Raw genomic sequence first — 14,015 nt, 5'->3', positions numbered from 1 at the left:
CTGTTATTAAAATCTCCTCAAGGCTTCTGCCTTGAGGAGATTTTAATATTATGGGATGAATATTAACAGGTATCGAGTACCCTTTTCTTGAATTTAACTATTTATAAATTCCCCTAAATTCATGCTAAAATCGCCTTTAACACCAGCTTATACTTATCCTTATTTACTTTACACACACTTACTTTTGACAATAGCAATGATTCCGCTTGTAACTTCTTTAATTGCTTCTATTCCCACTCTTTCCTCATCCGTATGTGCATAAATCGAATTTCCTGGACCAAAATACAATGTATCGGTAGCATATTTTGCAAGCGTACCGCCTTCTCCCCAGCCTCCAAATACATCAACTTCTAATTTTCTATCGAGCGCTTTCTCCAGTAACGCCTTAAGTTGAAGAAATTTTTCTGAACTGCTATCTATTTCCATCGGCGTGCAATCCACTAAGATGTTCGTTTGATAACGGAATACTGGATAAGTATCCTTTAGCCTTTTTGCTACAATATCAATTTCTTCTTGAAAATCATTTATGGTTTCATTGGGCAAGTATCTTTTATCAATCACAATCCTGCAATTCGCTGGTACACTATTCGCTTGTTTACCAGCTTCTATCACCCCAACATTCATTTTTGCTTCGCCTAACAGCGGATGGGAATTCCTTTTGAATTTTTCCTCTGTATACTTTTGAAATGCCTGTATAAATGCAGACGCCATATAAATTGCATTTTCACCAAGCTCAGGCATGCTGGAATGAGCGCTTTTACCAATAAATTCTACTTCTATCCAAGCATTACCCTTTTGCGCTACCATTAGGGTTTGATTGGTTGGTTCCGAGATAATGCCTATATCACAGCTTGGCAACAAGCCTCTTTCAAAAGCAGATACGGTTTGCTGTGCGTATGTCTCCTCATCCGTAGAATACATTAAGTAAACATCGCCTTTAACCTGATGGTCACAGGCATACTTAAATGCAGCGTAATTGCTTGCACTTCCTGCCTTCATATCACATGAACCGCGGCCGTATATTTCACCGTCTTTTTCAATTGGGTTTAAGGGGTCTTGTACTCCATCTAAAGATACGGTATCCAGATGTCCTTGCAATAATAAATGATACCCTTCTCCATTTTTATGATGTGCGATCAAATATGGATTTTCCGTATGGCCATCTACTATTTGAACCTCTGCGTCAGTCTCTTCTTTAATTTTATGATACATAAACGCTATTATTTTCTGTTTTCCTTCTACGGAAAAAGATTCCATGCGAATGAATTCCTTTGTTAATTCAACAGCTGCGTCCTCGTACACCCTTATCCCTCCTATCCATTTTATATTACAGGTAAATGCACCTTATATTTTCAGCTTATTATTTTTATAATCTGTTTTAATAGCTTTTACTGCTGACCAAATCAGAATAACATTAACAAAAAATAATGGCACGCCAAATAAGGAGGTCATCGATTGCATGATGCCTAATATATTCAGCTCTTCCACCGCATTTTCTAAATATAGTATGGTCACAGGCAATACCATAAAAATACATCCCCATAGCACTTTAAACCATTTATTCGGTTCCTCATTTACTTGCAGATTTTTAGATGTAATCATTGCTACCATTGTTGATACACTCGTTGCACTGGTCGCAAGGTTAAAAAAGACTAATACAATAAATACAATGATTGCTATCGTTGAAATAGGCATCGTTTTTAGTACAGCAAGGGTAGCTGCATTATTACCCTCTGTTACTGCAATCTCTGAGAAATTCGCAATATTATTTACTTCTAATCCCATACCGTAATTCCCTAATATACCAAATGACAACCAGCAGGCTAACGGTAAACAGACGGTAACCCCTATTGCTATCTGTCTAAATGTTCTTCCATAAGATATTCTTGCTACCCATAAACCGATAGAAATAGATAAACTTAAATACCACGCCCAATAAAAGATTGTCCAATTCTGAATAAACCCTGTCTGGGCAACTGCATCCGTATAAAAACTCATCTTAACAAAGTTTGTAATATTCGTACCTACAGCCATCACAACATTATTTAAAATAAATGACTTCGGGCCTACGATAAAGACAAACAAGAAAAACGCAAGCGCTAAATAAATATTAAAATTACTAATTTTCGCCATACCTTTAGCAATTGATTTTGATGTAGCTGCTATAAAAAATGCGCAAAATGCAAAGATAATCGTAATTCTTAACGTAAGTGTATTATCTACGTTAAATAAATCACCAATAAGCTCTCCTATAACGGAAGCTCCCAGTCCTACAGTTATTAATAAACCACCTACAAAACAAAATGTTACGACTCCATCAATGATGAGCTTGAATAAGGAATTTTTCGTCTTTTCTTTACCCAGTACTTCCGAGCATGCTTCTGAAATTTTCATGGATTTACCCTTACGATTCCAGAGCATATACCCAATTGCTAACGATGCCGGCAAGTAAAATGCAGAGGCTGAAAATCCCCAGTGAAACATCCCATAGGCGGATGCCATTTCATATGCTTCCACAGATCTGGGCTCTATCCCAAATGGAGTGGATTCGACATAAAACATCCACTCTACAATACCGAAAATAAGTATTCCTGCGGCTAATGCGGAGGTAATAATCATTGATATCCAAGTAAAACCTTTATAATGAGGTTTCGCATCTTCTCCGCCTAATCGGATATTTCCGTATTTTGAAATTATTATAAATATAACAAATATCGTACATCCAAATCCGATTAACAAAAATGCCCATGCAAAATCTGTTGTCATCATATGAAAAAAATCATTAATTATCTTGGATGTTCCATCTGGCCAAAATACAATTGGCACGACAACACACATCAACAAGATAATGGTTAAAGCTATTAATTTAATATCTACCTTCTTACTCAAAAGCAATTCCTCCATATTTTCTTCGTTATGTTACAGGAAGACTCTCTAAAAAAGATTAACCCTAGAAGACAATCATTTTCTGTAATTGTTTGTCGTTAAACAATTCTTATAAGCTCTAAGCGTATACCTCTACTCTGGGATTATTACTGTGTCTCATCGCTATATAGTTAGATACAGATAATAAAAAGATATCCTTCTTATTATGCGGTTGAGCTTGATCCGCATTATGTAAAAATCATTCAGCCGGATGATAAGCATTAAATCTATTTTTCATTGTGAAAAATAACATTGATTGACGTTATTCAGCTGCTTTTTATATAAAAACGCCCATTTGGAGAAATTGTCCAAATGGGCGTAACTCTTGATATAGTTGTTTATTAACGTTTTGAGAAATATCAATATGAAATTCATATATACTCAATCAAGAACAATCCATCTTTATCAATACTTCAATGATTTATAAAATGGATAAAGATTGATTAAAATTGACTGAAATTGATAGTACTTGAACCAATTTGAACCAAAATAGATGTTAGTTGAATACAATATTAAACATTCTATTTATTTTTACTTCAATGAGGAATTAGACTTTTTAATCTTAAGCAAACGCGCCCGATTGCGCTATAAGTATGGACCAAAACTTTCACGTTTATATTCATTCCAAGTCTAAAAATGACCCACCATTTATGTTTTTATTGTATAAGGAAGCAAAAATAGATTTATTAATCATTGCATATCCCCCCCAAGCGTTTTGCAACAAAATGGGTATACAGAAAAATAGCCTACCACCAAGCATGGCAGGCCATTACAAATATCCACTCTTACTAATTAGTTTGGAAATTGTGTTAAAGTATTAGTCACAGAAATCAATGTAACGACTATGGCTAAAATTATCCCTCCTAAATAAGGGTTCAAGCTTGCTCTGAAAATTTTCCTTGAAATTATCGCAGCTACAGGTAAGATGACCAGGAAACTAATTAGCCAAATGCCTACGATAGCCGATACAGTTTCAAAAAATACATGTCCCGTAATAAAGAATGTGATGTATTGAATGGCGAGTACTACTATTGGCCCGAGTGTGTTAAAAAGAGCTAGTAAAGCGGTATTAATCCATTCTTTTTTTCCATTCCTGTAATAATTAAAACTGTTTACCACTACGGAATTGGCTACAAAGTATATTAAGAAAAATGGAAGGTATTTTAATGCGATAATAAGTTTATCCGGCGTAAAGTCCGTAACCGCTATGAACCAGATTCGAAAGTCTGTATTAAACAAATAGTCACTGACAAAAACCAAACCAAACGCAGCTGCACTTACAATGACAGCAAAAAACACCGTTTTTCCAAGTGCTTTTAAGCTAATGGATACACCTATATCTTTCAACGTGGATTTATGCTCACTATCCGTAAATTTACGGGACAGGAACACTAACAGTATAGCAAATAACCCATTCAATGCAGCCCATGTTCCAACATAAAATGTATATGCCTGTGGAAAGAAATCCGGACGATTCACCATCGCCCAGTTAAATAATGCGATGTAGGAAACTCCTGAAAAGATAGCACTTGCCACAAGTCCTCCCCAAAACCACCCTTTTTGCTTCTTCGTTGCGAGTTCAGATGGTGACGGGTCTTGTGGTGCACGAAGCCCTGCAAATGGCCGGGTAAATAGCAACACCTTTGTAAAACTTACGAGAAACATCCCAAAACCGATAAGGCCTAATAAGTTAAAGAACTCTTTGAATTGCCATACTTGATTATCTGCTGGTATAGGCTCTGGATTCCCCAGTGTTTCGTCAAAAAAGTTTATACTCTGTGTTGCTACATGACCGGAAAAGTGATTCCACGGATGTGTTTGAGCCGGATTGTAAATCACGCGTGTAGCTGATTCTCCATTTATTTCTTCTTCATACATCTCATAACTGGAGCGAGCTGATTCAATATTGTCAGGGGATTCACCAAAATGGAGAAACGATTGTGCATTATCCGTGCCCATAAAATCTCTCGGTGCAGTCATTGTACCGTCCGGATTTTCAGTTCGGAAAAAGAATTCATCATATTGGGCTGCTACAATTCCGACGTCTCTGCTTCCGTATTTATTATAGTATTCTCCAGTTTCCGGGTTTATATAGTCCGCATCATTTGCTACCAATAGTACTGAAGATATCAATGGGTTCTCTTTTTCATTGTCCACATCAATAGACCAGTTGGCAGCTCGAGCGCCGTTAGAATGACCTGTTATTCCAATCCTTGAAGTGTCTACATATGGGAGATCAGCCATTAATTCAACAGCATCATACATACCTGTTCCTCGTTCTTTCCACTCATCGGGTCTAACAGCTTCGGACTCCCCATGTCCATACATGTCTATTGACATAACAACATAGCCTCTTCTGGAATATTCAACGAAATTCATATCCTGCATTTCCTTGTTATTATACCAGCCATGACTAGTAACTATGCCCGGAGCAGGGTTATCTTCAGTCACACCATCAGGCACAAACAAAAACGCACTCATCATATGGCCAGATGGAGTCTCCCATTGCATTTCTTTGACCTCTACTTCACCACCAGAAGTCTGAACCAAAGATGCACCAATCATACTAACAACAACTAATATTAATGATATTATTAAATATAGCTTAGATTTCCTTTTTCCTTTTTCCATGTTTCCCCTTTTCCTCCTTATTTGTAACTTAGTCTATATGGTCCTCACCGAGATCCGTCACCTGCTAAAACTTCGGACGTGTGCAACCCTCCTTCACTTCGTTTCTATTAAACAAACAAGTATGTGAAAAGACAAAAACCCACACCGCAATAGACGCACTTCAGGAAAGAAGTACTATTACAGCATGGGTCTCCATAACTCCACCATTAGTTTAACTTGTTGAATTTATTATAGCCTTTTATGCAAACGCTGTCAATCCCTCGAAAGGATCTAGTCCGGGTCAATCAATTCCTTCCTTGTCGATTCAGAATAAAGATTGATTAAAAAACTAAAAACTCACCTTTTACGTTAGATCTATATCATTTAAGTCTTTCAAGGTATATTGGTTGATTTTACTATTTATCTCTTGTTGTTGAGTACTTTTGGTAAACCGATTCATTAAACTAGAGAAAGGAGTATTTTTAAGCTCAGCCAAACTTCCGTCACTACAAAAACCCAAATCGTACCTCTGTATACCTAAAAAATTCTTTATTGAAATATTTTTTAATCAATATACACGTTGCTTAATTCTTCAATTCGTAGAGTAATCTTCAGCATGTTAACTACTGAGAACAATTATCGAGTCTTCTAAGTTCATTTTCCCCCCGTTTATATAAATATTATTCTATATAATGTCCCGTTTGTTGAAGAATGTCTTTATTGAAATCACTTAAATTTGTACAATAAGTATAACATTCCCGTACTAAAATCAACGAATTCATAGTTATGATTATCCAGAAATTTTGAAATGGTAAATGGTCTGTCATTCACTGGTACATTTACTGTCATTAAGTGATAAAGAAGATATCACTTGTGATACATTTTTTGGCGGTTATTTATTTCTGCAACTGACATGGAGGTAGAAATTGTTCTTCCGTTTACAAATTGTTAGGAGCTTATCAAATATTTCTCTTTTTACACGTAATATATCTTGAAGAAAAAAGGGAGTGGTTTCTCCCTTTTAAATATAACCTCTTTCTTTCAAGCTAGTAAAACTGTTATCATTATTCACTACCAAATGATCTAGTACTTCAATGCCTAGTAACTTTCCTGCTTCCACTAATCTCTTTGTAACTTTAATATCTTCCATCGATGGTTTTGTATCACCACTTGGATGCTGATGCGCAACAATAACACTTGCTGCATTATTAAGTATTGCTGATTTAAACACCTCTCGTGGATGTACAATCGAGGAATTTAACGACCCAACATGGCAACGATGAACTGCAACAACATTATTCTTTGTATTTAAACACATAACAAAAAACACTTCACGATCATCACGACCAATAAATCGAGATGCTATCTTTGCTCCGTCTTCTGGGCTACGAATGATATAATCAACACCTTCATCTGCCTCTCTGATAATTTGTTCAATGCGAACTACTTCTAAAATGGTTTCCATCTAGATCAACCTCTCTATTATTTTTTTGACCTTTTGGGTCACCATTTAGAGAATCTTCGCATCGGTTAATGTCAAGTGGCGTAGGTAGCAAAGCTATCGAGTGAATCGTATATGTTTTGAGGAAGCCCAATGAATTAGGGTGCGTTAAAAGCGTTAATTGCTTTCTTACGCACCCTTATCCTACTTGGCTGACTCATAACATCCGAAGAACGAAGACTCTTTACTTAATCGATAATTCGTCTCTGCTTTACAGACGAATTAGAAGATTATAATTAGGGGAGCTGAAAAGGAAAAACACATTTATAATATTTACTTGTCTTTTATGTGATTGATTACATTTTCTTTTAAATAATTTGTCCAATCCATTTTAAAATCTAGTGGACCAAATTCATCCTCTATCATTTCTCTTGGCTCTGCTTCACCATGATGAATACCTTCACCTACAAAAACGCACTCTATATCTTCTTCTACTTTACTTTTATCAATTAATATATCAATTAATTGCTCCATAAATCTATTTTTATAATCTTCTTTTTCTTCTTCAGACAATATAGGAACAGGGTTTTCTTTGTAATATTCATACTGAGTCTTAATCATTCTTCCGTTTTTAATATAAGTACCATTTAGAAATTCATTATTGTTTTCAAATTTTAAGCCCATTGCATTGGAGAAAGATTCCAAAAAAGGATTCTTGATTGTTTTCCTATTACTATTGAGATGATTTATTATATCGTTGTTTTTGAACTCTAAAAGCTCTTCAATGAAGTCAATATGATATTCTCTATTACTATTTCCACCTCTTAACATATTTGCATATTTTGCTAAAGTACCATCCTTTTCGTTCTTGTAATTAAAAAAATCATCTAAATACTTTCTCCACGTTGCTTCAGAAATTAAATTATCATCTATCTTTTTTCCTTCAAATCTGTAACCAAATTTTAAATCTATCAAATGCATTAATTCTTCTCTCCGTAGAAATCCATCTGTTTGTATCTTTATTCGGTTTTTTTCATCTATTTCTTCGTAAGTAGCCATAATTTTATTCCTCCTATGTTTCATTATACCACACCAAAAAGAAATAACGATAAAAAACGAACTTCAAACCATTGTTCTTCCGCCATTAACAGATAATAACATCTATGAGATACTAGAACTGTTCATGAAATAACGATGACCTGCGCAGGTTAGAAAAGGATGATGTAGAGATGGCTAGACTGCCAAATCAATATTTATTTGTCAAAACACTGGTAGACGTAGAAAGACTGTTTGACGAGAAAACAAAAAGTTATGTAGTGGTTGAACTAAGAGATGCATACGAATACGCTGACGGCAAGAGAACTGACAATGTAATTGGTAAGAACGTAACACTTATGTGCACCAGGGACGAAGAAGATTATGGAGTAACAAAAGCAGGCAAAAAAATATCGAATCTGAAATACAAGCAATTCGATATTAAAGTTCTGAATGGGGCTTTTGAAGTGCCAAAAGGTACAAAAGTCAAAATGGATTTAGGGAAACTAGAAAAAGCCGTTGGTTACAGAAACGACTTTGGTGAACAAGTATCGATTGTATTTAAAGATTTAGACATTGTGAAGTAGGAACTAAAGCAACGTCAAGATATTGACGTTGCTTTCTCCCACAAAAAGGAGTTGATTACGATTCAATTAACGCAAAGAAAAATAAACGGATTATACGTTTTTGGTTCTGTGACGATAATAATATTTTTCTGGATAATGCTTGACCTGAATAACAAGTCGATAAATCAAGCGTTTGAAATAGTAGGCTTAGACTTCAGAGTAAATATGCAAACTGTCAATAGCATCCTTTCCGTTGTGGTAACAACAGTAATACTCCCAACACTGCTGATCTGGTCTTTTAGGAATAAAATATGGGAAGGCAAAAGAGCATTGAAACGTTACTTTATGACACTAAACCTAAGAAAAGAAATGCTAGATGCAAATTATCGGGATGAAAGACATGTGACCAAGCGAATTGCTCAGGTACCGACCATTAAAGTAGAGTTCCAAAGTAAAGAAATGGTTTCTGGAAAGCTAATTGTACGTGATTCGGTGGAATTCCACGATCGTCTTGCAAAGGCAACATTCACACCTGCTTTAAAAGGGTTTAAAGTTGAGGATTTCTATCAATCAGATGATGGAGATTATTGGATTTACAACTTTCACTCAGTAGATTCACAGAATCAAATACCCTTTAAAACAATGGAAGATTATTTGAAATGGGCAAATGAAACAACTAATAGGTATCAGCTACGAATCGATAAACGTCTATCTTTCGATTTAAAACACACGCTTCTTGTTGGTGCTACACGAACAGGAAAAACCTATGGTCTGATTGGGTTATTGCTCCAAATGATAAATAAATCAATTCATTATGAACTATTTTTCGCAGACCCAAAGAATGACCAATTGAGGAAGATTGGAAACTGGACCAACCCCAAGAAGACAGCCTATACAACCGAAGATATTACTGATTTGATTGACAGAGTATACCAAAGATTGATCGAAAGAGAGAAAGAAATGGCAGAAGCAACTTTAAATCGCATGACTGGGGATTACCGTGATGTCGAACTAGAACCGATATTTCTTATCTTCGATGAATTTAGTTCCTTCATCAACGTTCTTGACAGTAAAGAGAGAAAAAACGTTTTAGGTAGGTTAACGGCGATTGTCCAGCGTGGAGCGGGTGCAGGAGTTTTTCTTTTGCTAATTATGCAGAAGTCTGATGCTACTACTTTGCCAACAGCAATTCGTTCAAATCTGTTATTAAAAATTGTTTTAGGTAATGCTTCGTCAACAACGTACTCAACTTCTTTTGAGTCTAGTTCGGATATCCCTGTTTTTAATTTTCGACAGGGACAAGGAGTTTATATTGACGATACAATGACAGTTCCTAGGTTAGTTAGCTTTCCTTATTTGAAGTTTCTTGATGAATACAATAACGGCAATAAAGATCCTGCTTCCTTATGGAAACATTAGCCGTTGCAACGCCGTAGTTCTGAGCTCCATGCTCTGACGCTACAAACTTCCAGCCCTGCTTGCAGGGCTGGCGCAAGGGCGGTAGCCCGCACAGCTGTCTGTTTCAGAACTCCGCTGTTCCTAATAAGCGGAGTTCCAATACAGTGAAAAGGACACATTCAAACAGTTAGAATCATTGATTTAACGACATTTAGCTATATATAAAGTGTTAAAAAACATTGTGTAATGTTTTTTAGAAAGGATGACACAAATTATGACTGTGACAGCGGATATCGATCAATTCACACTAATACTCCAGCCAACATCATTGGAATTTGACTTTGATGATTGGGAAAAGTGGAAAGCACAAAATCTTATCAATGCTTTCTTAGATAAGTCTGGATTAGAGTTGTTATTCGGTCTGGTAGAAGAAGCAGATGGGGGAATTTTAAAAAATTATACAAAAGGTTACACATTTTTTGATGCCCCCTTTTATTTTCGTATCGCTTATCACCCAATTTACGTAAACATGGGTATTTCAGTATATTTCTCAGCATACGCATGGAGCGAATATCGAAAAAAGTACGAGGAATATTTTAACAAACTGCTACATCTACACACATTTTTTCAATTGATAAATTCTAACGATTATTCATTTAGACTTAGTCGTATTGATATGGCTGTTGATTTTAAAAATGAAGGGGTAGACATCGCAAAAATATATCGTTCTTTGGAATCAGGAAGAACGGAGGTGAGGTACAACCATGAATAATGGTAAAAAAAAATTCAAAAAGAATACTTCCAAGATCAGTGATGTCAGTAGCAATTTTAACGCACAGACTATCTATATCGGTAAACGAGGAGAAAATATCGATGCTATGTTGAGAATTTACGACAAAAAAGCCGAGCAGTTAGGAAGTAATAAACGATGACACACTTTAGACATGAAGCAGAAAAACTAGATGACTGGGTACGTTACGAAGCTGAATACAAAGGTCGCTATGCTCACCAGTTAACTGACGCAATTGAAAATTGTAAGACAGATGGGGAATTGAAAGACATTATTGTTAGTTCTATCTTAGATCGGTACGGATTTTACTATACAAAAGATAGTAAAAAAGGCAAGCTAAACCGTCCGACAAAAGAAACTAAAAAAATGATAGAGCTACTAAATAATAATGATTTTAAATTCGATTCTCCTTCACCAAGAAACAACATGTTGAATCAAACATTAAATTATATCCAGAAAAACAGTGGTCTATTTCCTTTACTTTGGAAAGCTGATGCAATTTGGGGAAATGGGACTTATAAAGAAGTACTGGAATGGTTGGGGGACCAGTACTACAGTAGTTTTGAGCCCAATGATGACCATATATCTTGGTTAAATAAATACAAGGCACTTTACCAAATAGAAGGTAAGCCTTGGGAGGAGAATGATTAATATGAGAATTGAAAGCATGATACATGATTTGAAAGAGCTCGACAGCCACATTAAAACAATTCAAGCATACATTTACGCTAAACTTGGTGAAGTTGACAACCACACACCGTCTAATGAGGAAGTCTACAACAAATGCAAAGTTGAATTCGAATTATTCGACCAGCGAATGAAAGACTTGAAGATTAATCTAAAAATTGAGCAACAAAGAAAAACTATAAGAAAGGACTGATATCATCGTGATCAGCGACGTAACTACGATTAGATACCCATATCTTTTAACCAGAGAACAAGCATCAGATTTTTTAGGTATAGACCCAAAGTCATTTGATAAATACATCCGACCACACGATGAGCTAGAGCGCTTCATGATTGGCAGGCATGAACGGTACACAATGAAATCCTTAGTGCACTTTATCGAAGAACACTCTGTTTAGGATGTCGACAGTTGATAAGATGCTAGTTTAGAAATACAATATAATTGTATTCAACTAGCATCTATCAGCTATTTTTATGAAAGGGATGATAGTATGGCTAGTATAGTAAAAAGAGGAAAGTCATATCGAGCACAGGTTTCTTTATACAAACATGGTCAACATAAAAGGATTTCGCAAACCTTTCCAACAAAGAAAGAAGCAAATCTTTGGGCTTTAGAAATGGAATTAGCGAAAGGAGAAGGAAAAGAACTTGCTCACAGAACAACAACATTTGCAGATTTCTTCGAGAATTGGATTTACCTTGTAAAGGTTAATGATGTTAAAGAAACAACATTTCAAAATTATGTTCGTACTTCTGGCATTATTAGAAATTTATTTCAGGATATCCAATTGAAAGATTTGAATGATATTGTTGTTCAGAAGAAAATTGACGAATATGCGAAAACACATTCGCGAAAAACAACACATGAAGTCCTTCTTAAAATTAAAACATCTTTACGTGATGCATACGCTCGTGGTTATATTACAAACGATTTTGCTCGTTTAGTGAAAACACGTGGAGAAAACCCACCTAAACGAAACAAAGCTTTATCTATTACAGATTTTAAAAAGCTTCGCAATTACGTTTTACAGCATCCAGAAGATGAATTCAACGTACTTGTATTACTAGCATTAGAAACAGGTATGCGACGTGGAGAACTACTAGCAATACGTCCAGAGAGTTTTTATGAATACGGAATAAAAGTTAGACATTCAATCAGTCCTACTTCTGACGATACTTCCTTAAAGACACAAAATGCAAAACGTGATGTTTCTATAAATAAAGAAGTGTATGAGCTTATTCGTAGGATTCCTGTTAAGGAGAATGGTTATATTTTTAGTTTTGGAGGATTTAAACAATCTGAACAGTTGACTGACCTATTAGAGAAACTTGACATTAATAAAACAACGTTTCATGGTTTGAGAGATACGCACGCATCATTTTTGTTTGCTCAAGACATAGATATTGCATATGTATCAAAACGTTTAGGACATATAAATATACAAACAACACAAAATTATTATCTGGAATTAATGCCAGAAAAAAAGCACCAGCAAGATGCCGATGCTTTAAATCTGTTAAATTCTTTATAGGATTAACGTTAATTTGAACCAACTTGAACCAAAAAACCTTTGTAAACGTTGGTATATCAACAATCCTATTAACGTTTTGAGAACTGAGGAGCACGACGGGCTTTTTTAAGACCGTACTTCTTACGCTCTTTCGCTCTAGGATCACGTGTAAGAAATCCTTCTGTTTTTAATGAAGCACGGTATTCTGGATCTGCTTGCAGTAAAGCACGTGCGATTCCGTGACGGATTGCACCTGCTTGACCAGTAAATCCTCCGCCATGTACATTTACAAGAACATCATATGTTCCTTGAGTTTCTGTAGTAGCAAGCGGCTGGTTCAAGATTAAAAGTTGTGTTTCATATGGAAAATAGTCTCTAGCATCGCGACCATTGATTGTAACGTTTCCTGTACCTGGTACTAGACGTACGCGGGCAGTTGACTTTTTACGGCGACCTGTGCCATAGTATTGTACTTGTGCCAATTCATTTACCTCCCTTTAATTATCCGCGAAGTTCGTAAACTTCTGGTTTTTGAGCTTGATGGCTATGCTCAGCGCCTCTATATACGTGCAATTTCTTCTTCATTTTACGTCCTAAAGGTCCTTTTGGAAGCATTCCTTTGATTGCAACTTCAAGCATTTCTTCAGGATATTTTGTACGCATTTCGTTTGCGTTACGTGCTCTTAATCCACCTGGATGATGGGAATGATTGTAGTACATTTTGTCATTCATTTTGTTTCCAGATAGTTCAATTTTGTCTGCATTGATGATAATTACATAATCACCTGTGTCTGCATGTGGTGTGTACGTAGGTTTATGTTTACCGCGTAAAATAGCAGCTACTTCGCTTGCTAAACGTCCTAAACGTTGTCCTTCCGCATCCACAACCAACCATTTGCGTTCAATGTTCGCTTCATTTGCCATGAAAGTTGTGCGCATGATTTTTTCCCTCCATATATCGTTCATTCTTTATTCTTCGTAATCATATTTTTATTCTTAACATAATTAGATTCCGGGGCTAATCATGGTTTAGAAATAAAATGCCATATATC

The 14,015-nt window shown here is 35.7% G+C and carries 14 protein-coding genes; 7 read left to right on the top strand and 7 right to left on the bottom strand.

What is annotated here, in order from left to right:
• Window positions 1–168 precede the first annotated feature (168 nt).
• The 5 genes from ACZSMY_RS19820 to ACZSMY_RS19800 form a co-directional block, all read right to left on the bottom strand.
• Complete coding sequence (locus tag ACZSMY_RS19820) at window positions 169–1,302, bottom strand: M20 family metallopeptidase (RefSeq protein WP_465148228.1); 1,134 nt, start codon at window positions 1,300–1,302, stop codon at window positions 169–171.
• A 42-nt stretch (window positions 1,303–1,344) separates the two neighbouring features.
• Window positions 1,345–2,889 (bottom strand): BCCT family transporter, encoded by a 1,545-nt coding sequence (locus ACZSMY_RS19815; protein ID WP_465148227.1) that lies wholly within the window; start codon window positions 2,887–2,889, stop codon window positions 1,345–1,347.
• 828 nt (window positions 2,890–3,717) lie between these two features.
• Window positions 3,718–5,556 (bottom strand): CocE/NonD family hydrolase, encoded by a 1,839-nt coding sequence (locus ACZSMY_RS19810; RefSeq protein ID WP_465148226.1) that lies wholly within the window; start codon window positions 5,554–5,556, stop codon window positions 3,718–3,720.
• A 1,000-nt stretch (window positions 5,557–6,556) separates the two neighbouring features.
• A complete protein-coding gene (radC, locus tag ACZSMY_RS19805) occupies window positions 6,557–7,000 on the bottom strand; it encodes a RadC family protein (protein WP_465148225.1) in 444 nt (147 codons plus the stop codon).
• A gap of 309 nt (window positions 7,001–7,309) precedes the next feature.
• Complete coding sequence (locus ACZSMY_RS19800; protein WP_465148224.1) at window positions 7,310–8,035, bottom strand: hypothetical protein; 726 nt, start codon at window positions 8,033–8,035, stop codon at window positions 7,310–7,312.
• 170 nt (window positions 8,036–8,205) lie between these two features.
• Between ACZSMY_RS19800 and ACZSMY_RS19795 the strand changes: the two genes are divergently transcribed.
• The 7 genes from ACZSMY_RS19795 to ACZSMY_RS19765 all read left to right on the top strand — a co-directional run bounded on the left by ACZSMY_RS19795 (window position 8,206) and on the right by ACZSMY_RS19765 (window position 12,984).
• Window positions 8,206–8,598, top strand: coding sequence for a hypothetical protein (locus ACZSMY_RS19795; protein WP_465148223.1), 393 nt, complete (start codon window positions 8,206–8,208; stop codon window positions 8,596–8,598).
• A gap of 51 nt (window positions 8,599–8,649) precedes the next feature.
• The gene (locus tag ACZSMY_RS19790; RefSeq protein WP_465148222.1) at window positions 8,650–9,996 is read left to right on the top strand and encodes a P-loop NTPase family protein; all 1,347 of its coding nucleotides are present in this window, start codon (window positions 8,650–8,652) and stop codon (window positions 9,994–9,996) included.
• Between the two features lie 253 nt (window positions 9,997–10,249).
• Window positions 10,250–10,747 carry a hypothetical protein gene (locus ACZSMY_RS19785; protein WP_465148221.1) on the top strand — a complete coding sequence of 166 codons (498 nt, stop codon included), beginning with the start codon at window positions 10,250–10,252 and terminating at the stop codon, window positions 10,745–10,747.
• On the top strand, window positions 10,740–10,907 hold the full coding sequence (locus ACZSMY_RS19780) for a hypothetical protein (RefSeq protein ID WP_465148220.1): 168 nt from the start codon (window positions 10,740–10,742) through the stop codon (window positions 10,905–10,907). Before ACZSMY_RS19785 ends, ACZSMY_RS19780 begins: the two co-directional genes overlap by 8 nt.
• A complete protein-coding gene (locus ACZSMY_RS19775; RefSeq protein ID WP_465148219.1) occupies window positions 10,904–11,416 on the top strand; it encodes a hypothetical protein in 513 nt (170 codons plus the stop codon). The genes ACZSMY_RS19780 and ACZSMY_RS19775 overlap by 4 nt, the downstream gene beginning before the upstream one ends.
• Window position 11,417: 1 nt before the next feature.
• Complete coding sequence (locus tag ACZSMY_RS19770; RefSeq protein ID WP_465148218.1) at window positions 11,418–11,645, top strand: hypothetical protein; 228 nt, start codon at window positions 11,418–11,420, stop codon at window positions 11,643–11,645.
• Between the two features lie 298 nt (window positions 11,646–11,943).
• Window positions 11,944–12,984 (top strand): tyrosine-type recombinase/integrase, encoded by a 1,041-nt coding sequence (locus tag ACZSMY_RS19765; RefSeq protein ID WP_465148217.1) that lies wholly within the window; start codon window positions 11,944–11,946, stop codon window positions 12,982–12,984.
• Window positions 12,985–13,052: 68 nt separating this feature from the next.
• Here the strand turns inward: ACZSMY_RS19765 and rpsI are convergent, their stop codons facing one another.
• Together rpsI and rplM are read right to left on the bottom strand one after the other, a co-directional pair.
• The gene (gene rpsI, locus ACZSMY_RS19760; protein WP_042530842.1) at window positions 13,053–13,445 is read right to left on the bottom strand and encodes a 30S ribosomal protein S9; all 393 of its coding nucleotides are present in this window, start codon (window positions 13,443–13,445) and stop codon (window positions 13,053–13,055) included.
• Between the two features lie 19 nt (window positions 13,446–13,464).
• Window positions 13,465–13,902 carry a 50S ribosomal protein L13 gene (gene rplM, locus ACZSMY_RS19755; protein ID WP_332094582.1) on the bottom strand — a complete coding sequence of 146 codons (438 nt, stop codon included), beginning with the start codon at window positions 13,900–13,902 and terminating at the stop codon, window positions 13,465–13,467.
• Window positions 13,903–14,015 lie beyond the last annotated feature (113 nt).

This window comes from Oceanobacillus sp. B139/18, from assembly GCF_055524595.1.
The sequence above is the reverse complement of the archived record's forward strand: the minus strand, read 5'-3'. Positions and strand labels throughout refer to the sequence as shown.